We start from the raw sequence: 23,270 nt of genomic DNA on the forward strand, positions 1-23,270 counted from the left end.
AAGAACATGAACCAACAAGCCGAAGCCTTTCTCGCCGAAGCACAGTCGCTCGCCAACGAAGCCGACGATTTCAAGCAGGTCCACGTTTCGCGTCCGCACGAGTCGGCGCATCTGCATGTGAGCGGGCGCGCGAGCTATACGGACGACATTCCCGTCGTCGCGGGCACGCTGCACGCCGCGCTCGGCATGAGTCCGAAGGCGCACGCGAAGATCGTGTCGATGAACTTCGACGCCGTGCGCGCCACGCCCGGCGTCGTCGCCGTCTTCACCGCCGAGGACATCCCGGGCGTGAACGACTGCGGCCCGATCATCCACGACGATCCGGTGCTCGCGCCCGGTATCGTGCAATACGTCGGGCAGCCGATGTTCATCGTCGTCGCGACGTCGCACGATACGGCGCGGCTCGCGGCGCGTCGCGCGAACATCGAGTACGAGGAATTGCCGGCCGTGCTGACCGCCGAAGACGCGCGCAAAGCCGAATCCTACGTGCTGAATCCGCTCAAGCTCTCGCGCGGCGATGCAGCGAGCCGTCTGCAAAAGGCCGCGCATCACGAACGCGGCGCGATGAAGCTCGGCGGTCAGGAACAGTTCTATCTCGAAGGGCAGATCGCGTATGCCGTGCCGAAGGACGACGACGGCATGCACGTGTACTGCTCGACGCAGCATCCGACCGAAATGCAGCATCTGGTGGCGCACGTGCTCGGCGTGCATTCGCACAACGTGCTGGTCGAATGCCGGCGCATGGGCGGCGGCTTTGGCGGCAAGGAATCGCAGTCGGGCATTTTCGCGTGCTGCGCCTCGCTTGCCGCGTGGAAGCTCTTGTGCCCGGTGAAGCTGCGTCCGGACCGCGACGACGACATGATGATCACCGGCAAGCGCCATGACTTCCAGTACGACTTCGAAGTCGGCTACGACGATCGCGGCGTGATCGACGGCGTCGCGCTCGACATGACATCGCGTTGCGGTTTCTCGGCGGACCTTTCCGGCCCGGTGATGACGCGCGCGGTCTGCCACTTCGACAATGCGTACTGGCTCGCGGATGTGAAGATCGAAGGCTATTGCGGCAAGACCAACACGCAGTCGAACACCGCGTTTCGCGGCTTCGGCGGGCCGCAGGGCGCGTTCGCCATCGAGTACATCATGGACAACATCGCACGGTCGGTCGGTCGCGATTCGCTGGATGTGCGCTTCGACAATCTGTACGGCAAAACGGAAAACAACAAGACGCCTTACGGACAAACCGTGGAAGACAACGTGCTGCAGGAGTTGATTGGTGAACTGGCCGAGTCGAGCGAGTATCGGCGTCGCCGCGAAGCCGTGCGCGAGTTCAATGCGAACAACGAGATCCTGAAGAAAGGGCTGGCGCTGACGCCGGTGAAGTTCGGCATCGCGTTCAACGTGACGCACTTCAATCAGGCCGGCGCGCTGGTTCATATTTATACCGATGGCTCGATGCTCGTGAACCACGGCGGCACCGAGATGGGCCAGGGTTTGAACACGAAGGTCGCGCAGGTGGTCGCGCATGAACTCGGCGTGGATTTCGGCCGCGTGCGCGTGACGGCGACCGACACGAGCAAGGTGGCGAATACATCGGCGACGGCGGCTTCCACCGGCACCGATCTGAACGGCAAGGCCGCGCAGGACGCCGCGCGTCAACTGCGCGAGCGGCTTGCGAAATTCGCGGCGGAAAAGTTCGGCGGCGGCAAAGTGGAAGCGTCGCAAGTGCGCTTTGCGAACGACCGCGTGATCGTCGGGGAAGATGTCATTCCGTTCGGCGAGATCGTGCAGAAGGCCTACCTCGCGCGCGTGCAGTTGTGGTCCGACGGCTTTTACGCCACGCCCAAGCTCTACTGGGATCAGGCGACCATGCAGGGCCGTCCGTTCTTCTACTACTCGTATGGCGCGGCGGTCGCGGAAGTGGTGATCGACACGCTCACGGGCGAAATGCGCGTGCTGCGCGCGGATGCCTTGCACGACGTGGGCGCGTCGCTGAATCCGGCGCTCGATATTGGCCAGGTCGAAGGCGCGTTCGTGCAGGGCATGGGCTGGCTCACGACCGAGGAACTCTGGTGGAATCAGAACGGCAAGCTGATGACGCACGCGCCGTCCACCTACAAGATTCCGACGATCAACGACATGCCGCCTGATTTTCGCGTGTCGCTCTTCAAGAACCGCAACGCGGAAGACAGCATCCATCGCTCGAAGGCGGTGGGCGAGCCGCCGTTGCTGCTGCCGTTTTCGGTGTTCTTCGCGATTCGCGACGCCGTATCCGCCGTGGGCGATCACAAGGTGAATCCGCCGCTGAACGCGCCCGCGACCGCCGAAGAAATTCTTAAGGCAGTGAACGCGGTGAGGAGCGCGCGGACATGATGCATATCGTTCTGTTCGGCGCGGGTCACGTCGGCCACGCGCTCGTGAAAGTGCTCGGCACGCTGCCGTGCGTCGTCCAATGGGTCGACGCACGCGACGAACTTTTCCCCGACGAAGTCCCCGCGAACGTGCAGGTCGAAGCCACGGATCTGCCCGACGCCATCGTCGATGAAGCGCCGGCGGGCGCGTATTTCATCGTGATGACGCACGATCACTCGCTCGACTTTTCGTTGACGCAGCGGATCATGCGCCGCGAGGACTTTGCGTACTTCGGCCTGATCGGCTCGAAGACCAAGCGCGTGAAGTTCGAGCGGCGCCTGATGGAGCGCGGGCTTTCGGCGGAGCGTCTGCCGGAAATCACGTGTCCGATCGGCGTCGAGGGAATCGTCGATAAAGCGCCGGGTTCGATCGCGCTGGCGGTGGCGGCGCAGTTGCTGCGCGTGAGGGAAATGACGGCGCGGCTCGGTTTGCCGGCGCTCAAGGCGGCGCGGTTGGCCGCCTGAAAACGCGGATTCAGCTCAGGCCGTTCGTCTGCCGGAAACGACCCGGCGCCACGCCGTACAACTCCTTGAATCGCTTCGAGAAAGCCGCCTCGGACTGATAGCCCACGTCCGCGGCGACATCCGCGACGCTTTTCCTCGTGTGCATGAGCATGGTGCTCGCAAGCTGCATGCGAACGTGGCTCAGCAACGCGAGCGGCGAACTGTCCGAATGCGCCGAGAACGCGCGCATGAAGGTGGCGCGCGACATCGCCGCTTCCTTCGCCAGCATTTCGAGCGTCCACGGATCGGCAGGCCGTTCGAGCATGGCGATCACCGCCGCGCCCAGACGCCGGTTCGCCAACAAGCCCAGCACCCCCGCGAGCGACGGCTGCTCGGTGAGCCATGCACGCAGCACCATCGTGAAAAGCGCGGTGGAGAGCGCCATGACGATCGACGGCGCACCGGGCTGCGCTTCCTCCGCCTCGCGCCGCATCGCCGCGACGAGCGGCCCGAGATAGGGCGCCGATGCATTCGTGAACGACACGTGCACGAAGTCGGGCAACACGTCGATGAGAAGGGCGCGCGGCGCATACAGAAAGCGTCCGCACAACAAATCCAGCGCCGCTTCCCGACCGTCCACATTGGTCCGCACCGTGATGGCGCCGTTATCGCGCGAAGTCATGGCGCCGATTTTCTCGCTGGCATCGACGGGACCGACGCTCACCACGTGTGCATCGGCGCGCGGCAGCATGAAGATATCGCCCGCGTTCAACGCGACGCTCGCATGCCCCTTACGCTCTACCGTGCACGCGCCTTCCAGCACGACGTGATAGAGCGCCTCGCCGGGCGCACCCGGCGCGTGGTCGAGTTCGAGCGGCCCGGCAAGCAGGCAGCGGAGATCGAGCGCACCGGAAAGGCGCGCAAGCTGAATGAGTCGATCGAGGGCGTCCATGCGCGAAAGAATAGTTCTTGTTTCGCCGATGGTAGCGGAGATGCGCCCGAGCCGTCACTACTTGGCGGCGAGGCTCAGCAGTTCTTCGATGCTTGCATTTTTCTTGCGCCCGGTAAGCGTCTCGGAGACGCTCGCGATCATTTCGCGCAGCCATGCGACGTCTGTCGGCTGATCGGGTTGCGGCAGCGAGAGCTGATAGCACTTGATGCGCGGAAACGGCACCGGCGAATCGAGCACCGCAAGCGGCAGCATGGACGCGTAATGCTGCGCGAAACGGCGCGGTGCGGTAAAGATCAGATCGGATTGCAGCAGCACTTGCGGCACGAGTCCGAAGTACGGAATGGTCGCGACGATGCGCCGCTTCACGCCCGCGCGCGCCAGGCCGATATCGATCGGATGCCGCTTCGCTCCGCTATAAGGCGTCGGCGCGAGATGCGCGGCGAGTGCGTAGCGCTCGACCGTGAGCGGCTCGCGCGCGAGCGGATGGTTCGCGCGCATCAGGCAGACGAATACGTCGGCGAAAAGGTCCTGCTTTTCGAAGCGCGGCTCGGGCTTGGTCCAGTTGGCCATCATCACGTCGATCTCGCCTTCGTCGAGCGCGCGTTCGTGATCGCGCATCGGATTGAGCGATTCGATTTCGAGCCGCGCGTTGGGCGCTGCATCGCGGAAGGCGGCGACGAGCGTCGGCATGAAGAAATCGTTCAGATAATCCGGCGCGGCAAGGCGAAAAGTGCGACGCGAACTCGCGGGATCGAATTCGCCGTGCGGTGTCGCGACGAATTCGACTTCGCGCAAAGCGCGCTGCGCCGGCGCAAGCAGCGATTCGCCGTACTCGGTCGGCACCATGCCCTGCTTGCCGCGCACGAGAATAGGGTCGTTGAGGATCTCGCGGAGCCGCCGCAGCGCGGTGCTGATGGCCGGCTGCGTCTGGTTCAGCCGCTGCGCGGTCTGCGTCACGCTGCGCTCCAGAAGCAGCGTGCGCAAGACGCGGATGAGCCAGATATCGAGTGAGTCGGCGGGATCGTTCATGGGCGAAGCTGCGGTTTGAAGACGGACACGGCGGCTGATCGCAACGAACGCGGAATGCCGGAGCGTGCGTTTGCGCGCCCCGATGCATCACCGTTCACAAAATAGTCACGCAGCTAACCCGAGGTTAAACGCTTTCCGCTTTTTGACGCCATAGCGCACGCGCTATGCGTGGCATCAGCCGCCGAGCCGCGAAGCGTCAGCTGAAGTCCGCGTCTCGCGGCGCGACCGGCAGCGCGCTGATGCGTTTCACTTCGGCGCCATCGAGCCAGTTCGGCGAGCGCGCGACGTAAAGCACCATCGGCAAGGTGTCTTCGCCCCAGAAGAGCTGGTCGTTGACGACGAACGTCGGCACGCCAAAGACGCCCATCGCGACGGCGCGGTCGGTGTTCTCGCGCAGTTTCGCCTTGATGTCTTCGTCTTCGACGCGCGTTTCCGCTTCGGGCATGCCGACCCGCTCGCACAAGCCGCGAAAGCCTTCTGGCGTCGACGGATCGCGTCCTTCGCGCCAGATATAGCGGAAGATTTCGCGCACGCAGACGAGATCGCCCTTTGCGATTACCGCGAGCCGCAGCGCCTTGAGCGGATCGAACGGATGCGCGGGCGGCATTTTGAACGGAATGCCAAGCTGCTCGGCGCGAAAGAGCGCATGCCGATACGTAAACACGCGTTTCGACGGAATGGTCGCCGCGTGCGGCTGTCCCCAGCGGTCGAGCAGCTTCAACAACTGCACCGGCACGAACTCGAACGGCATGTCGGGCCACTTTTCGTGTTGCTCCAGCAGCAGATACGAGAACGGCGATATGAAATCGAAGAAAAAGTACGGCTGGCCAGGGCCGTTGGCATGCGCTGCGCTCATCTAGATTTCTCCCTTGATCCTGCCGCGCCCGGCTTTTCGGGCTTATTCATTGTCCGACCGCATCGCGCAGGGTGGTACGTGGACCCGCGCCTTTATTCCGCTCGCATCTTTCGATCCTACCTGGCGATATTACGTGCTGCTCGGCTCGCTGTCTGCCTGCGCCGGTTCACGGCGCGGCTCCGTTTCGGCGACGGGCGCATGCGCGAGCCGTTCGCGCACGAAGCCGATATGTTCGCGCAGCACGTAGAATTGATCGGCGAAGGCAAGCGGCATTTTCATGCGATTGACCGCCGATTCGATCGCGTCGATCCGGTCGATCAGGGCGTCGCGCTGCGCGGTGTCCGGGCCGCTGATCGCTTCCCGTTCGATTGCAATGAGCGCGCCATACCACTTGTAGATACGCGATTTCACGCGCCAGCGATAAAGCCCCGGCACCAGTCGCAAGCCCGGAATGAGCACGACGATCAACGGCACCAGCACGACTAGCACGCGATCCGCGAGACTCGCCATCCAGAACGGCAGCGTCCGGTAGATAAAGCTCTTGCCCGACTTGTAATAGCGCTCGGCGTTGTCGCTGATGCGAAATTCGTGGACGAGCGGCGCGGGAAACTCGTTTGCGCGCTGCAGCAGGTTGGCGCGGCTGTGCACTTCGCGCGCCGCTTCGATCAAAAGATCCGAGAGCGCGGGATGCAGACTGTCGCGCGCCACCAGTTCGGCCGTCGGCGCGATGGTGTGGACGGCGCGCGGCGGCAGATTGCGGGCGAAATCGAATGCACCCATCGGCAGTTCGATTTCGGTGAGATAGGGGAAGCGGCGCGCGTAGGCATCGGCTTGAGTGAAGTCCATGAAACGGATGCCAGATGTGCGCAGGAGCTTGGCCATCGTCGGCGGTTGCGCGGAATCGCCCGTCAGGAACACGGCGTCGATCGTGCCGTCTTCGAGCGCGGCCGCGGCCTTGTCGCCGGCGAGCGGCAACAGTTCGGTATCGCCGCCCGGCTCGATGCCATTCGCCTTCAAAAGCGTGAGCGCAAGCGCGCGCGTGCCGCTGCCTTCCGCGCCGATGGCGAGCCGCTTGCCCTTCAGTTCGGACAAGCGCGTGACGGTCGCGCCACGATAAAACACGGCGAGCGGCACATACGACACGCTGCCGAGCGATTCCAGGTTTGCGTGCTGATCGCTCGCCGCGTCCGGCGTCATGCCGCCTTGCACGAAACCGACATCGACGTCGGATTTTGGATCTTCGAGGCGCGTGAGGTTGTCGAGCGAGCCTTGCGTTTCCAGCACGTTGAGCGTGACGCGGTTGCGCGCGAGGATTGCCTTGTACTTCTGCGCGCTGTTCCAGAACGAGCTGCCCTTGGGGCCTGCCGCTATCGTTAGCGTGCTTGGCGGCGCGGGCTGGATCAGCCGCACGGCAAGATAGAGCGCCGCGATACTGACGAGCAGAATCGGACCGAAGGTCAGCGCGAGATCGCGCCAGGAGATCGCGACGAAGCGCGCGACGATCCTCTGCGGCTTGCGTCCCGTGGCTTTATGAGCGGGGTCTTCGGGTTGGTGTCCTGGAGGTTGAATCATCGCGGCGGCAAACTTGAATAAGCATGGAAGTTTCGAGGTTTCCGCGAGCTTACCTGAAGCCATCCGCATTCAAGATGCCGTCGAGTTGCGCCATGTCACGCGTGCGAGTCGTTGGCTCGGCGGCCGTGCAAACCACGAGTGTGACACGCGTGTGTGCATGCCGCAGCACTCGTGCCGCCGATGTTGCGCCACGCCGCATCCAGTTCCTTGCAACGTTAAATGTTTTGCGCTTAAGGCCGCGCTGGGCTAAATTGACGTTCGCCGCCAGTTGGCGGGAACCATGCGCGTCGTAGCCCGCTCATGCGCCGGACAGTTTTCCCGGCATGTGGGTAAATTGGGCGAACGCCATGCTCTTCGGAGTGTCGCGCGACGGTTTCCTGTTCCGCATCCGCCATACGGCAGGCCACATATTCGAGCCGACGGGCACTTGCCCCAAGTAACCGGCCGTAGTCAGTTTGTTAATTTCGCCAGTCTCTCGCAGCACCGCATTGCAGCATCAGGCCGCATCGAGCGTCTTGCCATCGAGCCATCCTCGGTGGAAGGCGCATTCGAGGCTGCGGCGTGTCCTTCGGGGCCGCCGCCGGGCTGTTGCACGAAAGCGGTTCGGTTTGTTTTGATGTGCCAACGAGTGAAGTAGTAACTGTGCGAAGTCAATAAGCGAAACAAAAGGAGAAATCATGAAAGCTGTCGATCTGTTGAAGGCGCTGGGCGTGGTGGTGTGCGTGGCCGTGGCGTCGAGCGCTTATGCTCAAGCGAGCGATGCGGACGCCACGTCGGCCGCGCCGACCAAGGCTCAGAAATCGGCGACCAAGAAGACCGACCGCAAGCTCGGCTACGACGTGCGCCGTGCGTTGTCGAAGGCGCAAGGCTTCGACGTGTCCAACGTATTCGTACGCGCGCGCTCCGGCGCTGTCGTGCTCTCGGGCACCGTGCCGGAGGGCGGCCAGATCGCCCAGGCAGAAGAAGTGGCCAAGGGCGTTCCGGGCGTGAAGTCGGTTTCCAACAAGATTTCGCTGGGCGTTCAGAACGGCGGAGGTTAAGCACGCCGTTTGCGTTGTTTCTGGCGGCGCGGTTTAGCGCTGTCATCGGCGGCGCTTCATGCGGGTCACTCGACGGGCTCCGGCATCACGCCGGGGCCCGTTGTCGTTCTGACATCCTCTGACTTCTCTTTGCTCTAAGGGAAGTTCAGCAATTACGCGATGGCTGTTTGCGCGTAATACTTGTTGTCGGCAAGGCCGTGCGTGCGGCACGGTGCAGAAGTCGATCAACAACAAGCGACCGGATGGCGGAGACACACAATGAAAAGATTCGCACGAGTCCACGGGTTGTCACGCGCGGCGACGCTCGCCGTGCTGGCGGCATTTGCGGCGACCACGCTCGTCGCCTGTCACGGCGGCGATGACGACGGCCCGCAGTTCCCGTCCAACACCTTGCCGAGTTTCGTCTCGGGAACGGTGAAGACGCAGACTTACGACGGCAATACCGACGACCTGCTGACCGCCGGACTCGGCAAGACAGGACTTGCGTCGGCGACGCCGCCTTCAATCGCCAATGCGGCCGCGCCGACAGCGGCGGAACTGCGGCGCCTGGCTATCTATTCGAACTATCGTGCGCTCGTCGATATGTCGGCGAACGGCGGCTACGGGCGCTTCTGGGGACCGAATGTCGATCTGAACGGCGGCGACACGCTCGGCGAAGGCAAGATCGCGGGCAAGGAGTATCTGGCCTTCTCGGACGACGGTTCGGGCACGAAGAACGTCAGCCTGCTCGTGCAGATTCCGACGAGTTTCAATCCGGATCAGCCTTGCATCGTGACGGCGACATCGTCGGGATCGCGCGGCGTATATGGCGCGATTTCGGCAGCGGGCGAGTGGGGCTTGAAGCGCGGCTGCGCGGTTGCGTACACGGACAAAGGCAGCGGCAACGGCGCGCACGAGTTGTCGACCAATCTCGTCACGCTGATCGACGGCACGCTTTCCAATGCGACCTTCGCGGGCAATTCGGCGATCTTCAAGGCGAACCTGAGCCAATCGGCGCTTTCGGCTTACAACTCGGCGTATCCGAATCGCTACGCTTTCAAACACGCGCACTCGCAGCAGAATCCCGAAAAGGACTGGGGCAAGAATACGTTGCAGGCGATTCAGTTCGCGTACTGGGCGCTCAACGATACCTATGGCGTGGTCAACGGCTCGACGCATTCCGCGCGCTACTCGAAGGGCAGCATTACGACGATCGCGGCATCGGTGAGCAATGGCGGCGGCGCGGCGCTTGCAGCCGCCGAACAGGACACTGATGGCTGGATAAGCGCGGTCGTCGTCGGCGAACCGCAGATCAACATGAATCTGCCGGCGCAGGTTGCGGTGCGCGAAGGCGGCCAGGCCGTCGGTTCGTTCGGGCGTCCGCTTGCCGATTACATGACCTACGCGAACCTGCTTCAGCCATGCGCGGCGCTAGCGACGGCGGCGGTCGGCGCGCCGTATCTGACGGCACTGCCGCTCGCGACCACCGTGGCGATTCGCACCGCACGCTGCACCACGCTCGCGGCGAGCGGCGCGATTGCCGGGGGCGATACGCTCTCGCAAGCCAACGACGCGCTCGCGAAGCTGCATCAGGCGGGCTACCAAGCCGACTCCGACACGCTACATGCGCCGATGTGGGACTCGCAGGCCGTGCCGGCCGTCGCCGTGACTTACGCCGATGCCTACATGCTGGCGAGCGTCGCCGACAACCTGTGCAACTTCAGCTTCGGCACGACCAACGCGCTGACCGGCGCGGCGGGCGTGAACCCGCTCGTTTCGCCGATGCCCACGGTCTTCGGCAACGGCAATGGCGTGCCGCCGACCAACGGCATCAACCTCGTCTATAACGCGGGGACATCGGGCGCGGCGGATCATCGGCTTGCGACGCCCGATGCGAGCTTCGCGGGCGCGGCCTGCCTGCGCGCGCTCTGGGCGAACGGCAATCCGACGATGACGGCGAGCGTGAACGCGATTCGCGTCAACGCGAATCTGCGTGGCAAGCCGGCGATCATCGTGCAGGGAAGGTCGGATGCGCTCGTGCCGATCAACCATGCCTCGCGGCCGTATCTCGGCGCGAACAAGGTGGTGGAAGGCAACAATAGCCAGCTCTCACTGTACGAAATCACGAACGGTCAGCACTTCGATGCGTTCCTGAGCGTGGCTGGCTTCGATACGCGCTTCGTGCCCGTGCACTACTACAACCTTCAGGCGCTCAATTTGATGTGGGCTCACCTGAAGAACAACGCGCCGTTGCCGCCGTCGCAAGTCGTGCATACGGTGGCGCGCGGCGGCACGCCGGGTGCGGCGCCTCAATTGACGGTGGCGAATCTCCCGGCGATCGCGGCGAGCCCCGGCGCGAATGCGATTTCGGTGAACGGCGGCGTGGTGAATGTGCCGAATTGAGGGATGATGGGAGTGGCGTGCGGATTGGCGTCGCTGTCGGCGGCAGGCGGAGCTTCAGCTTTAGGCGGCGCGTGATGAGCGCGCTGCATCGATGCGTTCGGGTGGGCTAGCTGCGCGATGAGCGGGGCGTCACAGGTCACGCGGGTACATTTTGCGAACGGCGACGGGTGCTGAATGAGGTTCGCGGTGAGCTGATCACGCAGCTGCAGCCGCCGTTGCCCGCGTGCTTGATGCTTGCATCGACGAAGCGTATCCCGGAACGACGCGCGTGCTCGATCTCACTGAACCGGCGCCGATGCCGCGACGCCCTCGGACGCGGCGTGTTTCGCGTCGGATGACTGGATGGCCGTCGCCGCCGCAGCGGGCGCCTGTACGACGATCGGCGTTGGCGTGAGATCCGGTGAACTCACGATCAGCGACGGAGCGAGCGGCTTGCTATTGACCTCATCCGATGCGATGGGCGAACTGCGCGGCACCGTGCTCAGATAGTGCCCCATCAGCCCGAAGAATCGGTCATAGAACTTGCCGGCGGGCACGGTTTCGCTGGAAATCTTGACCATTGCATCGCTGTTCGAACGGATCGGCAGCGAAAGCGAGCCCAAGACGCTCAAGCCCACGCTTGCGGAGGTATCGCTCTTCTTGAGCGCATAGCCGTCCTGCACCGCGTTCACATAAGCGATGCTCGTATTAGTCGTGTTTTCGCCGGGCGTGCAGACCACATGGAATGAGACGACCACGTGCGTTTCGGTGGACGGCTGGAAGTTCTTGGTGGCGTCGACGGTATCGGCTTGCGCCATCGTCGTGAGAAAGCCTTGCGAGAGCAGCGCGCGGCGGGCCGCCTCGCAGGTTTCGTTCACGGTGGCGTCGAAGTTGCGCGCGAACGGGCTCGCACCGGAGTCGAAGAGTTCCTGCTGATAGCTCGGCGTGGTCGCCGCGCGTCCGCCACAGGCGGCAAGGGCAAGAATTCCGAGGGAGAGAAAGGCAAGGCGCAGCGACGACGACATAGGCATGAGAGGCAACGAAGACGAAATTTGTGATGCAACAAACACAAATTGTAGTGCCCTCCGACTGCGCGAGAAAAAAACGTAGTCCAAAAACATCGTCGAATCCGTGGCTTTACAGAAACTTTTCCTTCGCGATGCGCAAAAAGCAAAAGCCCGGCATGCGTGCCGGGCTTCGTTACGCGAATCGACGATTACGGGCGATTGAAGTCGACCGGATTCGGGTCGATAGCCGCGCGGCGGGCAGCACCCGAAGCGGCAGCGCCTTCGCCGGCACCGCCAAACGACGAAGCAGCCGTGCCTTGTTGCGCGTTCAGGCGTGCTTGCGCGGCCTGAATGTTGGCGGGGTATTGGGTTTGATCGCTGGCCGGGTTGTAGCCTGCGCGTTCCAGTTGAACCAGTTGAGCCTTCACTTCAGCCCGCGTCACCGGCGCGTTTTCTTGCGCTTGGGCGAAAGCGGGGACTGCAAGGACGGCAGCAACGGCGATTGCGGGGATGATCGACTTGAACATGATGAACCTCCTAGGTACTGATCTCGGGAACGTTGCGGGTGGAGAGTTTGTCTCTTCACTGCTTCGTCGTTGAAATGCAGTCTAGGCCTCGCCGACCCTAGTAGAAACCCTAATTAAGCGAAATCAGAATTGACGGATTGACATTAATCCAGCCAATCGACCTTACGAAATCCATAAATTTCCCCGTGTCCAGACAAAAGTACGCGAGATAGGGAATGCCCGTCTGTCCCCGTCCTTGAAATTGTCAAACTCGGTCCATATAATTAGCACTCACTGCACGAGAGTGCTAACAAATTGCCGCTCGGGCAGCTTTGCTTACCGGGCGGGTTTCCCCCGCGTTTTCAGTCTCAATCAAGAGAGGAGTGTGTATGAATCTTCGTCCTTTGCACGATCGCGTCATCGTTAAACGTCTGGATCAGGAAACCAAGACTGCCTCGGGCCTCATCATCCCCGAAGCTGCAGCCGAAAAGCCGGATCAAGGCGAAATCCTGGCCGTCGGCCCGGGTAAGCGCGATGACAAGGGTGTGCAGAACGCCCTCGACGTGAAGGTGGGCGACCGCGTGTTGTTCGGCAAGTACGCCGGCCAGACCGTCAAGGTCGACGGGCAAGAACTGCTCGTGATGCGCGAAGAAGACATCATGGCCGTTCTGGTCAAGTAAGCACCTTCCTGCACTTCGGCTTCGCCGCAGAGCCGCTCCATTGGAGCCTGCCGCCCGAAGCCTCCAAACTGAATCGACTCAAGGAGTTTGAATATGGCAGCTAAAGAAGTCACTTTTGGCGATACCGCACGCGCCAAGATGGTCGAAGGCGTGAACATTCTGGCCAACGCGGTCAAAGTCACGCTGGGTCCGAAGGGCCGCAATGTCGTGCTCGAGCGCAGCTTCGGCGGCCCGACGGTCACCAAGGACGGTGTCTCGGTCGCGAAGGAAATCGAACTGAAGGACAAGCTCCAGAACATGGGCGCGCAAATGGTCAAGGAAGTCGCTTCCCGGACCAGCGACAACGCCGGTGACGGCACCACGACCGCTACGGTTCTGGCGCAATCCATCGTTCGCGAAGGCATGAAGTACGTTGCATCGGGCATGAACCCGATGGACCTGAAGCGCGGTATCGACAAGGCAGTGGCTGCAGCTATCGAAGAACTGCGCAAGATCAGCAAGCCCTGCACGACGAACAAGGAAATCGCTCAAGTCGGCGCGATTTCGGCGAACAGCGACACGTCCATCGGCGACCGTATCGCTGAAGCAATGGACAAGGTCGGTAAGGAAGGCGTGATCACGGTTGAAGACGGCAAGTCGCTGGAAGACGAGCTGGACGTCGTGGAAGGCATGCAGTTCGACCGCGGCTACCTGTCGCCGTACTTCATCAACAACCCGGACAAGCAAGTCGCCCTGCTCGAAAACCCGTTCGTGCTGCTGCACGACAAGAAGGTTTCGAACATCCGCGATCTGCTGCCGGTACTGGAACAAGTCGCGAAGGCTGGCCGTCCGCTGCTGATCATCGCTGAAGACGTCGAAGGCGAAGCGCTGGCTACGCTGGTCGTGAACAACATCCGCGGCATTCTGAAGACCGTTGCCGTCAAGGCTCCGGGCTTTGGCGACCGTCGCAAGGCCATGCTGGAAGACATCGCTATCCTGACCGGTGGTCAAGTGATCGCGGAAGAAACCGGCCTGACGCTCGAAAAGGCTACGCTGGCTGAACTGGGTCAAGCAAAGCGCATCGAAGTGGGCAAGGAAAACACGACGATCATCGACGGCGCTGGCGAGGCAGCAAGCATCGAAGCGCGCGTGAAGCAAGTGCGCACGCAGATCGAGGAAGCAACGTCGGATTACGACCGTGAAAAGCTGCAAGAGCGCGTGGCCAAGCTGGCTGGCGGCGTGGCAGTGATCAAGGTCGGCGCTGCGACCGAAGTCGAAATGAAGGAAAAGAAGGCACGTGTCGAAGACGCACTGCACGCAACTCGTGCGGCTGTGGAAGAAGGCATCGTGGCCGGCGGCGGCGTCGCGCTGATCCGCGCTCGCAAGGCTGTCGAAGGCGTGAAGGGCCTGAACTCGGACCAGGACGCGGGCATCCGCATCGTTCTGCGTGCGATGGAAGAGCCGCTGCGCCAGATCGTCACGAACGGCGGCGAAGAAGCTTCCGTCGTGGTGGCGGCTGTTGCTGCGGGCACGGGCAACTACGGCTACAACGCGGCAACGGGCGAGTACGGTGACCTGGTGGAAGCCGGTGTCGTCGACCCGACCAAGGTAACGCGCACGGCATTGCAAAACGCGGCATCGGTGGCAGGCCTGCTGCTGACGACCGACGCAGCCGTCGCGGAACTGCCGAAGGAAGACTCGGCCATGCCTGGTGGCATGCCCGGCGGCATGGGCGGCATGGGCATGGACATGTAATTCGGTTTCGACCGGTTACTTGCTTCATCCTCAGGGCGTGGGTTTCGAAAGAAGCTCACGCCGCAAAGAAAAACCCGCAGCAATGCGGGTTTTTTTTCGTCCGTGGCAAACGCGGACCGTTACTTGTTCATCTGATCGCGCAAGTTTTGCGCGGCGGCCTTGTAGTCGTAGGTTGGATAAAACTCCGTCGTATAGCCGCCCCACGCGGTGGTTTCGATCGCGCGATTCACTTCGCGCAGGCGATCGGCCGGCACGCGCAAGGTCACGACCTGACCGACGCCCATCATCACGTACCACGACACCACTTCGATTCCCGGCGGCGGAAACGTCTTGAAGAAGCCTTGCTCCTTCAACTGCTCGTTGATCTTCGGAAGCGGTTTGCTTTGATCGTGCTTGAGGAAGATGGTCAGCAGGAAGGTGCCGTCGCCAGTCGGTGTGACGGGCGGCGCCGTGCTTTGCTGCGCGTTTGCGGGCAGGGCGATGTGAATCAGCGAGGCGAACATCGTGGCTTGGAAAAGGCGTGCAATTCGTCTTGCTGATCGATGCATCGGGAATGCTCCTCGTGAACGAATCGGTTTAACGATGGTGGGTGCGCAGACGTTCGATCATATGCAGCGCGTTGGGTTGCGCATTGCCTTCGGCGGTGTTGTCGAAGATGCACCAGACCTCGGGCGTTTTCTTCGCGCGCGTGTGCAGCGTGCGCGCGAGGTCGTCGAGATAGGTGTAGTTGTAGGAAGACTTGTAGAGCTCGGGCGAGCCATGCAGCCGCACATACACGAGCGAAGTGTCCGCGCGATGCTTGATCTCGCACTCGTCGGGGATCGGGTCCGCATCGACATAAGCCATGTGATGCGCCTTCAGGAGCGCGGCCGTGTAGGTGGTGAACCAGGACGAATGCCGCGCCTCGATTGCAATCGGCAACTTCGTGCGCTCGCGCAACGCCTTGATGAAGGCTTCGGCCGTGGCCTGATCGAAGGGCAGACTGGGCGGCAGTTGCACGAGCCAGCAACCGAGCTTGTCGCCGAGTTGCCCCGCGCTTTGCAAGAATTCGTCGAGGAGCGCCTCGGTGCCGACGAGCCGCGCGTCGTGCGTAATGGACTTGGGCAATTTCACCGAGAAGCGAAACGACTCGGGCACGCTCTGCGCCCAGTTCGCGTAAGTCGATTCGCGATGCGGTTTGTAGAAGCTCGAATTGATCTCGACGCAAGTCAGCACGTGTGCGTAGCGTTCGAGATGCGTGCCTTCATGCGGAAAGCTCGACGACACGGCGCTCGACAAACCCCAACCCGCGCAGCCGATACGGATCGCGCCTTGCGGGCCGGGCTTGTGCAGATGGGGCAGTCGGTACGGCATGCGTTCTCCCGGCGACTCGATTGGTCAGTGTTTTGGGCTAATGGCGTACTTCCCCAGGCAGTCCCGCCGACTCGTCGGGGAGGGACGACGTCTCGCCTTCTTCGTCTGCATCGTTCGAGCGCGCCCAGAAAAACCGGTCCGGCAAATAGGCGCCCATGCCCGGACGGAACGCGGCGCGCGCCGCCTGGAACACATACTCCTGAGCCTCGCGTGCGGCCTCGGCGGGTTCCTGTCCGTTGGCAAGCAAGGCCGCGACCGCGGCGCCAAGCGTATCCGTCAGCCCCATGATGCGATGCACACCGCGATCCCACGTATCTTGCCGCACCTGGCCTTCTTCGCTGTACAGCGTGTTCACATGGCGATGCGTGCCGGTTTCCATTGCGAGCACATATTCGCAACCTTGCGCCAGGATATGCGAGATCGCGGCATCCAGCGTTGGCGCCTCAGCGTCGCTGTCGGGTTGCGCGAGCTGCAACAACGTGGCGTGATCGGCGATCAACATGGTCGTTTGCGGCACGAGCAGGTCGGCAAGCGACTCACGCAGCTCGTCGGCGGACAAAACGTGTTCATCGTCGAGTGTGAAGTCCGGCGCGAGGATCAGCGGTACGTCGTCGTAGTCGGACACCACTTCGGCGATAGCGGAAACCACTTCCGCGCGCGTTGCCGCGCCGATCTTGAACGCGGCGATCGGCATGTCCTCTAGCAACATGCGCGCCTGCGTGGCGACGACGTCGGGATCGATGCCGGTGACTTCGTCGCAGCTCGCGGAGTCGCGCACCGCGTAGCCCGTCAGCACCGTCACGCCGTGGCAGCCCATGCTTGCGAGCGTCAGCACGTCGGCTTGAAGCCCCGAACCGCCTGTGGGGTCCGTCAGGCCGAAGGTGAGAACGATCGGTGGGGAGTCGCCGGTCATGGCAAAAGCGGACATTGTTTTCTTGATTGCACGAATGGAACGGAAGGGCCGCGAACGCCCGCGCCTCGAAGTGCACTGGCGGCGGCCAGCTCGGTCATGATTCGACCGTGGTTCGACTATGGTTCAATGTTTCGATTATGCGGCCTAACGCCGTCAGGCTACAGTCTTTGCGCACTTTTTTCCGGTACGGCGGCGCTTGAGAGAGCCAGTACGGCGGTCGAAGGCTTGGCCACGCGTGAACGGGCATCTCGCTAGGCATTGACACGCCAACACGGTACCATCATGTCCTAATTTCAATCGACCATTTCGACGCGGCATAAGTATGGAATATAGAAGCTGGATGTGCCTGATCTGCGGCTGGATCTATGACGAGGAGGCGGGATTGCCCGAAGAGGGCATCGCGCCGGGTACGCGCTGGGAGGACGTTCCGATCAACTGGACTTGTCCCGAATGCGGAGCCCGCAAGGAAGATTTTGAGATGGTCCAGATCTGATCCGCACGCTCTACCGCGCCGCATGACTCGCGTCATGCGGCGCGCGTTTTTTGCGGACCGCTTTTTTGTTCGCTGCTTTCGTTGCTGTTTTTGTCCGGCAGCGCTGCCGGTGTTGCGTCGTGCATCGAAATCGATGCGCGCGTCGGTCGCATGTTTGGCCGCTGCAAGCTGCATGGGCGCCACGACGCGTGCCGATGCCAATGCGAACCGGCGCCTGAAGGCATACGCTTGAGGCTGGTCCGTGGTTCGGCGAGACGGGCGCAGGCAGTAAGCGGTCCGTCGGTCGAGAAAATCGTGAGCGCGGTCAAGTACCGACGCTTTCATCGATGATGCTATTTCACCGCGCGCGCCCATGTTCGACTCACGGCGCCTGCGAACCGGTTTGTGAGCGCCAGATATGACATCTCGTCCCGATCTTCCAGTTACGTTCGAAGCTCTGCCCAATCCGCGCGGCGGCTCGGTGCGGCTCGCCGAAATGGCGCTGACCGACGCCCATCACGCGTTCCAGCGTCAGGGCGAAACCGCGCCCGCGTTGAAGCGCGCGATCTCCGCGCTGCATTCGGCGGGTTGGCTGCCTGCGCAGCGTTTCGCGGAAGCGCTCGCGCTCGTCGCGCCGCTCGGCGAGGAATCGGAGCCGACGCGTGCACGCATCGCGGCTGCGCTCGCGGACTTCGGCGCGGCGGTGGAGCGCCACAATCTGCGCGAGTTGTCGTGCTCGACGGTGTTGTTCGATCACTATCGCGGGCTTCATGCGTTGCTCGCCATGCATACGCGCGTCGCGCCGGTTTCCTACGATGACCTCGCGCTCGCGGGCCGCGCCATCGCGCCCGCGACGTTGCGCGGCATCGCGCCCGAGCGGCTTGCGCGTGTTCGGGCGCACTACGAACAGGCCCTGCTCAAGCTCTTGCGCGGGCCCGAGCAGGAATCCGCCGATGCCTTCGCGCGACTCGACGAGTGCCTGGGCGAACTCGGCGGCCCCGATCCTTACGACTTCTGGCGGCTCGCGCTCAACACTATTTGGGCGCTGCGCGAGCGCGCGGAGCGTCGCGGCGACGCCGATTTCGCCGCAAACGCCGACGCCAAGCGCCTTTACGCGCGCTTCAATCTCGTGTTGGCGGATCAGGCGCACGCGTCGACCTATGCGCCGCGCTCGCTCGTACGCGCGACGCTTGCGCTCCTCTGGCGCGACTTCGCACTCTACGGCGCGATGCCGGAAGACGCGGAACGGGTCGACGTCTTGCGGGACTACGGTTTGACGGTGGCGTGGCATGTCGCGGCGAATCCCGCGTCGGAGGCCGCGTGGGAGCAGGGCGCGGCGCAGGCGATCGAGGAAAACGCCCGCGACGGTTCATCGCGCGATCTGGGTGCGCTGCGCGTGAACGCCACGGCTTACGAAGACTTTCTGCAGAGCGCGGAAGCCTCCATCGAGGGACTGGTCGAGCGCGGTTCGCAAGCAAGCGAAACAGGCACGGTGGACGCGGACGCGGCGCTGCACTCGGCGAACGCGTCGCACCGGCTGGGCGCGGCGGCTTGCGCGCTCGGCTTGGGCCATGTCGCGTTGCTCGCCGATACACTCGGTCTCGCATGGCGGCGCGTCGCGCATCAGGGCGCGCATGAATCGGCGGATAGCGTCGCGCGCGAACTCGATGCCACCGTTCCCGAACGGGCGGCCCAGATGCTGCGCTCCATGCTGCACCAGGCCGCGGCCGGCATTGCGCCGTCGGAAGGCCGCGCGTCGATTGCCGCGCTCACCGCCATGATCGAGCGGCCCGCCACGGTCAATCGCTAGCGTCGGCGTGCGGTTCGTCGGCGGCGTCCGCGCTGCTGCTGCGTGAATCGTCGGCGCGCTTCGCGGGTCCGCGCACCACGTCGTATCGCGCGAGCGTGCGTTTGCGCGCGGCGTCGTGATCGACTACCGGCTGCGGATAGTCCGCGCCAAGCGAAATCCCCGCCTTCGAGAGTGCGTCGGGCTTGGCGAGCCACGGCGCGTGAATGTCCCGGTCCGACAAGCCCGCGATTTCCGGCACGTAATGGCGGATGAACTTTCCCGCCGCGTCGAATTTCTTCGACTGCGTCGTCGGATTGAATATGCGGAAATACGGCTGGGCATCGCAGCCGCTCGATGATGCCCACTGCCATCCGCCGTTATTCGACGACAGTTCGAAATCGTTCAGCAGCGCTTCGAAATAGGCTTCGCCGCGCCGCCAGTCAAGGCCGAGGTCCTTGGTCAGAAAACTCGCCACGACCATGCGCAGGCGGTTGTGCATATAGCCTGACTGGTTGATTTGCCGCATCGCGGCATCGACGAGCGGATAACCTGTGTGTCCCGCGCACCATGCGGCGAAGTTCGCGTCGGCGGCATCGCCTGTCTCCCACTGGATGCGGTCGTATTCCGGCTTGAATGCACGATGATCGCCCGGTACGCCGACATGCGGAAAATGGTGCAGCACGGAGAGATAGAAGTCTCGCCAGATAAGCTCCGACAACCAGGTTTCCGCGCCCTTGTTGCCGTGGCGCTGCGCATCGTGCGCGGTGCGAGCGAGTGCGCGAATCGAAACCGTGCCGTGTCGCAGATGAACGCCGAGATAGCTCGGGCCCTTCAGCGCGGGGAAATCGCGGGCGTGATCGTAGTCGGCCATGCGGTCGATGAAGTCATCGAAAAGCTCATACGCGCCGCTCGTGCCAGCGGGAAAGGCGGGCGCGTGCTCCGCGCCGAAGCCGAGCGCGTCAAGCGAGGGAATGGCGTGCCTGACGTTACCCGGCGGCTTCGCGAGCACGTTCAAATGATCTTCGGATGCGTACGGCTTGAGCGCGTCCGGCGTGAGTGTCGCGAGCCACTTGCGCTTGTACGGCGTGAAGACGGTATAGGGTTTGCTGCTGCCTGTGAGCACATCGTCATGATCGAAGATCGACTGATCCTTGAACGTGAAAAACGCGATGTCCTTGCTCGCCAGCTTCTGCGCCACTGCCGCGTCACGCGCCTTCGCACTCGGTTCGTAATCGCGATTTGCAAACACCGCGTTCGCGCCGCATTCGACCGCAAGCTCAGGTATCTCATGCAGAGGCACGCCATGTCGAACCATCAGCGTCCCGCCAGCGTCGCGCAACGTGCGATCCAGTTCCACCACGCTCGCATGAATGAACGGCACGCGCCGGTCGTTTCGCGCAAGCGGCGAGAGGATGTCGCGGTCGAAAACGAACGCGCACAGCACCCGACGGCACCTTGTAAGCGCGTGATAGAGTGCAGCATTGTCGGCTGCGCGCAGGTCCCGCCGAATCCACACCAGACCCACATCAAAGTCGGCCATCTGTCAGCGCCTTTGTTAAAATCCTGAATTATGTCCAAGACTTCCGATCGCATCAATTTGACGAATCAGTTCCTGATCGCCATGCCGTCCATGGCCGATCCGACGTTTTCAGGAACCGTGGTCTACCTTTGCGATCACACCGATCGCGGTGCGCTGGGTCTCGTCATCAACAGGCCGACCGATATCGACCTCCAGTCGCTGTTCAATCGTATCGATCTCAAACTCGAAATCGAACCTCTCGTTCACTTGCCCGTGTACTTCGGCGGTCCCGTTCAGACCGAGCGCGGCTTCGTGCTGCATGAAGAACGCGACGGCGAACCGTATAGCTCGTCCATGAGTGTACCCGGCGGCCTCGCCATGACCACTTCAAAAGATGTACTCGAAGCAGTCGCTAGCGGCAAGGGCCCAGAGCGCTTCTTGCTCACGCTCGGTCACGCAGGCTGGGGCGCCGGTCAGCTCGAAGAAGAAATCTCCAAGAACGGCTGGCTCACGGTGGAAGCGGACTCGCGCATCATCTTCGACGTGCCCGCCGAAGATCGCCTCGAAGCGGCGCTCTCGCTGCTCGGCGTATCGCGTTCCATGCTTTCCGGCGAAGCAGGGCACGCATGAGCGGGGCAGCCACGCTGCTGGCATTCGATTACGGCGAGAAGCGCATTGGTGTCGCCGTTGGCAATACATTGACGAAGCAGGCACGCGCGCTCGCCGTGCTCGAAAACCGCAACCGCGACTATCGTTTCGATGAAGTCGGCAAACTGCTCGACGAGTGGAAGCCGCAAACGGTGGTCGTCGGCATGCCGCTGCATCCGGACGGCACGCCGCACGAAATGAGCGCGCAGGCCAAGCGCTTCGGCAATCAGGTGAACGGGCGTTTCAACGTGCCCGTGCAATGGGTCGACGAACGTTACAGTTCCGTCGATGCCAAAGCCGACCTTCGTGCGCGCGGCGTGCGTCCGAACGCGCGCGGCCGTTTCGACGACATCGACGCCGAAGCCGCCCGCGTCATTCTTCAACAATACCTCGACGGACTTCCCGACGATCATGAGTTCCATTGACGCCGAAGCGCTGTATCGCGCGCTCGTCGAATCGATTCATGCCGCGTATGAAAACGCGCTCGCCGAAGAAGAGGGTGTCGCGCTCGTCGGCATCTACAGCGGCGGCGTGTGGCTTGCCGAGCGTCTCGCCAAGGAGTTCAACGCGCCGCACTTCGGCGTGGTGAACGTGGCGCTGCATCGCGACGACTACGCGAAGAAGGGCCTGCATAGCCAGGCAAGCCCGACTTCGTTACCGTTCGCGGTCGACGGCCGCCGTATCGTGCTGATCGACGACGTGCTGTCCACGGGACGCACGGTGCGCGCGGCCATCAACGAACTCTACGATTACGGGCGTCCCGCTTCGGTCGATCTCGCCGTGCTCGCCGATCGCGGCGGACGCGAGTTGCCCATTGCGGCGCGCTTCGTCGGCGGCACGGTGGACGTCCCCGCGAACGAAGGCCTCGTGCTCGCGCGACGCGCGGACGGCGGCTTCGACTTCACCACTGAATCGCGCGCTCAGTAACCCATTCAAGGCAACACCGGGATCATCATGAACACCGCCACTCAGGGTTCCGCCGATGCAGGCGCGCCCGCTGCCGCCGACAAGTTCCGCTACGGCTTTCTACGCGGCAATCCGCAGCTCACGAAGAACGGCGAGCTGAAGCACTTGCTGACCATCGAAGGACTGCCGCGCGCCGTCGTCACGCATATTCTCGATACCGCCGAGCAGTTCGTGAGCGTCACGGATCGCGAAGTGAAGAAGGTGCCGCTTTTGCGCGGCAAGTCGGTGTTCAACCTCTTCTTCGAGAACTCGACGCGCACACGCACGACCTTCGAGATCGCGGCCAAGCGCTTGTCGGCGGACGTGCTGAACCTGAACATCAACGCGTCGTCGACGAGCAAGGGCGAATCCCTGCTCGACACCATCAACAATCTCTCCGCCATGCATGCCGACATGTTCGTCGTGCGTCATGCGTCGAGTGGCGCACCGTATCTGATCGCCGAGCATTGCGCGCCGCACGTGCACGTGATCAATGCGGGCGATGGCCGTCACGCGCATCCGACGCAAGGCCTGCTCGACATGTACACCATTCGCCACTACAAGCGCGACTTCACCAAGCTGCGCGTGGCGATCGTCGGCGACATTCTGCATTCGCGCGTCGCGCGTTCGGACATTCACGCGCTGACCACGCTCGGCGTGCCGGAAGTGAGGGCCATCGGACCACGCACGCTTTTGCCCGGCAATCTCGACCAGATGGGCGTGCACGTCTACCACAACCTCGACGAAGGCTTGAAGGGCGTCGACGTCATCATCATGCTGCGCCTGCAGAACGAGCGCATGAGCGGCGCGCTCTTGCCTTCCGCGCAGGAGTATTTCAAGAGCTGGGGACTGACGCCCGAGCGTCTTGCGCTCGCCGCGCCCGATGCCATCGTGATGCATCCGGGGCCGATGAATCGCGGCGTGGAAATCGACTCGCAAGTGGCCGACGGCCCGCAGTCGGTGATTCTCAATCAGGTGACCTTCGGCATCGCCGTGCGCATGGCGGTCATGGGCATCGTGGCCGGCAACAGTGACTAAGAAC

General features: G+C 62.9%; 22 protein-coding genes. 12 read left to right on the forward strand and 10 right to left on the reverse strand.

The features are described from left to right. The first annotated feature begins 6 nt into the window (after window positions 1-6). Together xdhB and xdhC are read left to right on the forward strand one after the other, a co-directional pair. Window positions 7-2,370, forward strand: coding sequence for a xanthine dehydrogenase molybdopterin binding subunit (gene xdhB / locus ACYQ47_RS24805; protein WP_244826134.1), 2,364 nt, complete (start codon window positions 7-9; stop codon window positions 2,368-2,370). Beyond that, a complete protein-coding gene (gene xdhC / locus ACYQ47_RS24810) occupies window positions 2,367-2,873 on the forward strand; it encodes a xanthine dehydrogenase accessory protein XdhC (protein WP_244826133.1) in 507 nt (168 codons plus the stop codon). The genes xdhB and xdhC overlap by 4 nt, the downstream gene beginning before the upstream one ends. A 10-nt stretch (window positions 2,874-2,883) precedes the next feature. Here xdhC and ACYQ47_RS24815 read toward each other — a convergent pair whose 3' ends face one another. From ACYQ47_RS24815 to ACYQ47_RS24830, 4 genes are all read right to left on the reverse strand, one after another. Further along, on the reverse strand, window positions 2,884-3,804 hold the full coding sequence (locus tag ACYQ47_RS24815; RefSeq protein WP_459907380.1) for an AraC family transcriptional regulator: 921 nt from the start codon (window positions 3,802-3,804) through the stop codon (window positions 2,884-2,886). Window positions 3,805-3,861: 57 nt separating this feature from the next. Continuing rightward, on the reverse strand, window positions 3,862-4,833 hold the full coding sequence (locus tag ACYQ47_RS24820; RefSeq protein WP_244826130.1) for a LysR family transcriptional regulator: 972 nt from the start codon (window positions 4,831-4,833) through the stop codon (window positions 3,862-3,864). Between the two features lie 196 nt (window positions 4,834-5,029). Further along, window positions 5,030-5,689 (reverse strand): 2-hydroxychromene-2-carboxylate isomerase, encoded by a 660-nt coding sequence (locus tag ACYQ47_RS24825; protein ID WP_244826128.1) that lies wholly within the window; start codon window positions 5,687-5,689, stop codon window positions 5,030-5,032. A 129-nt stretch (window positions 5,690-5,818) separates the two neighbouring features. Beyond that, window positions 5,819-7,261, reverse strand: a complete 1,443-nt coding sequence (locus ACYQ47_RS24830) for a TAXI family TRAP transporter solute-binding subunit (protein ID WP_244826127.1) — start codon at window positions 7,259-7,261, stop codon at window positions 5,819-5,821. 677 nt (window positions 7,262-7,938) lie between these two features. Between ACYQ47_RS24830 and ACYQ47_RS24835 the strand changes: the two genes are divergently transcribed. Both ACYQ47_RS24835 and ACYQ47_RS24840 read left to right on the forward strand, forming a co-directional pair. Further along, a complete protein-coding gene (locus ACYQ47_RS24835) occupies window positions 7,939-8,301 on the forward strand; it encodes a BON domain-containing protein (protein WP_244826125.1) in 363 nt (120 codons plus the stop codon). A 258-nt stretch (window positions 8,302-8,559) separates the two neighbouring features. Next, complete coding sequence (locus tag ACYQ47_RS24840) at window positions 8,560-10,683, forward strand: D-(-)-3-hydroxybutyrate oligomer hydrolase (RefSeq protein ID WP_459907383.1); 2,124 nt, start codon at window positions 8,560-8,562, stop codon at window positions 10,681-10,683. A gap of 278 nt (window positions 10,684-10,961) precedes the next feature. Here ACYQ47_RS24840 and ACYQ47_RS24845 read toward each other — a convergent pair whose 3' ends face one another. Then, entirely contained in the window at window positions 10,962-11,693 is a 732-nt protein-coding gene (locus tag ACYQ47_RS24845) for a DUF2242 domain-containing protein (RefSeq protein ID WP_459907385.1), read from the reverse strand. 185 nt (window positions 11,694-11,878) lie between these two features. Further along, a complete protein-coding gene (locus tag ACYQ47_RS24850) occupies window positions 11,879-12,196 on the reverse strand; it encodes a DUF4148 domain-containing protein (RefSeq protein WP_250509435.1) in 318 nt (105 codons plus the stop codon). Window positions 12,197-12,564: 368 nt separating this feature from the next. Here ACYQ47_RS24850 and ACYQ47_RS24855 point away from each other — a divergent pair, with 368 nt between their 5' ends. Together ACYQ47_RS24855 and groL are read left to right on the forward strand one after the other, a co-directional pair. Continuing rightward, the gene (locus ACYQ47_RS24855; protein WP_244826120.1) at window positions 12,565-12,855 is read left to right on the forward strand and encodes a co-chaperone GroES; all 291 of its coding nucleotides are present in this window, start codon (window positions 12,565-12,567) and stop codon (window positions 12,853-12,855) included. A gap of 93 nt (window positions 12,856-12,948) precedes the next feature. Then, complete coding sequence (gene groL / locus ACYQ47_RS24860) at window positions 12,949-14,589, forward strand: chaperonin GroEL (RefSeq protein ID WP_244826118.1); 1,641 nt, start codon at window positions 12,949-12,951, stop codon at window positions 14,587-14,589. A gap of 119 nt (window positions 14,590-14,708) precedes the next feature. On the opposite strand, the gene ACYQ47_RS24865 is transcribed toward groL, so the two are convergent. From ACYQ47_RS24865 to ACYQ47_RS24875, 3 genes are read right to left on the reverse strand one after another with little or no spacing between them, the layout of a single operon-like run. Then, on the reverse strand, window positions 14,709-15,137 hold the full coding sequence (locus ACYQ47_RS24865; protein ID WP_459907388.1) for a hypothetical protein: 429 nt from the start codon (window positions 15,135-15,137) through the stop codon (window positions 14,709-14,711). A 28-nt stretch (window positions 15,138-15,165) separates the two neighbouring features. Next, the gene (locus ACYQ47_RS24870; protein ID WP_459907389.1) at window positions 15,166-15,942 is read right to left on the reverse strand and encodes a DUF72 domain-containing protein; all 777 of its coding nucleotides are present in this window, start codon (window positions 15,940-15,942) and stop codon (window positions 15,166-15,168) included. A 37-nt stretch (window positions 15,943-15,979) separates the two neighbouring features. Continuing rightward, on the reverse strand, window positions 15,980-16,855 hold the full coding sequence (locus tag ACYQ47_RS24875) for a hydroxymethylpyrimidine/phosphomethylpyrimidine kinase (protein ID WP_244828100.1): 876 nt from the start codon (window positions 16,853-16,855) through the stop codon (window positions 15,980-15,982). A 322-nt stretch (window positions 16,856-17,177) separates the two neighbouring features. On the opposite strand from ACYQ47_RS24875, the gene ACYQ47_RS24880 reads away from it, so the two are divergent. Together ACYQ47_RS24880 and ACYQ47_RS24885 are read left to right on the forward strand one after the other, a co-directional pair. Continuing rightward, window positions 17,178-17,348 carry a rubredoxin gene (locus tag ACYQ47_RS24880; protein WP_025527884.1) on the forward strand — a complete coding sequence of 57 codons (171 nt, stop codon included), beginning with the start codon at window positions 17,178-17,180 and terminating at the stop codon, window positions 17,346-17,348. Window positions 17,349-17,745: 397 nt separating this feature from the next. Continuing rightward, window positions 17,746-19,137: a hypothetical protein gene (locus ACYQ47_RS24885; protein WP_459907390.1), complete on the forward strand. Its 1,392-nt coding sequence runs from the start codon at window positions 17,746-17,748 to the stop codon at window positions 19,135-19,137. Here ACYQ47_RS24885 and ACYQ47_RS24890 read toward each other — a convergent pair. Then, window positions 19,127-20,656: a cryptochrome/photolyase family protein gene (locus ACYQ47_RS24890; protein WP_459907391.1), complete on the reverse strand. Its 1,530-nt coding sequence runs from the start codon at window positions 20,654-20,656 to the stop codon at window positions 19,127-19,129. The genes ACYQ47_RS24885 and ACYQ47_RS24890 overlap by 11 nt on opposite strands. Before the next feature lie 30 nt (window positions 20,657-20,686). Between ACYQ47_RS24890 and ACYQ47_RS24895 the strand changes: the two genes are divergently transcribed. The 4 genes from ACYQ47_RS24895 to ACYQ47_RS24910 are packed head-to-tail and all read left to right on the forward strand — an operon-like array spanning window position 20,687 to window position 23,266. Beyond that, on the forward strand, window positions 20,687-21,265 hold the full coding sequence (locus ACYQ47_RS24895; protein WP_244826109.1) for a YqgE/AlgH family protein: 579 nt from the start codon (window positions 20,687-20,689) through the stop codon (window positions 21,263-21,265). Then, a complete protein-coding gene (gene ruvX, locus ACYQ47_RS24900) occupies window positions 21,262-21,708 on the forward strand; it encodes a Holliday junction resolvase RuvX (RefSeq protein ID WP_250465470.1) in 447 nt (148 codons plus the stop codon). Before ACYQ47_RS24895 ends, ruvX begins: the two co-directional genes overlap by 4 nt. Beyond that, the gene (gene pyrR, locus ACYQ47_RS24905; RefSeq protein WP_244826106.1) at window positions 21,695-22,210 is read left to right on the forward strand and encodes a bifunctional pyr operon transcriptional regulator/uracil phosphoribosyltransferase PyrR; all 516 of its coding nucleotides are present in this window, start codon (window positions 21,695-21,697) and stop codon (window positions 22,208-22,210) included. Before ruvX ends, pyrR begins: the two co-directional genes overlap by 14 nt. A gap of 27 nt (window positions 22,211-22,237) precedes the next feature. Beyond that, the gene (locus ACYQ47_RS24910; RefSeq protein ID WP_244826104.1) at window positions 22,238-23,266 is read left to right on the forward strand and encodes an aspartate carbamoyltransferase catalytic subunit; all 1,029 of its coding nucleotides are present in this window, start codon (window positions 22,238-22,240) and stop codon (window positions 23,264-23,266) included. Window positions 23,267-23,270: the final 4 nt, after the last annotated feature.

The organism is Caballeronia sp. HLA56 (genome assembly GCF_054655155.1).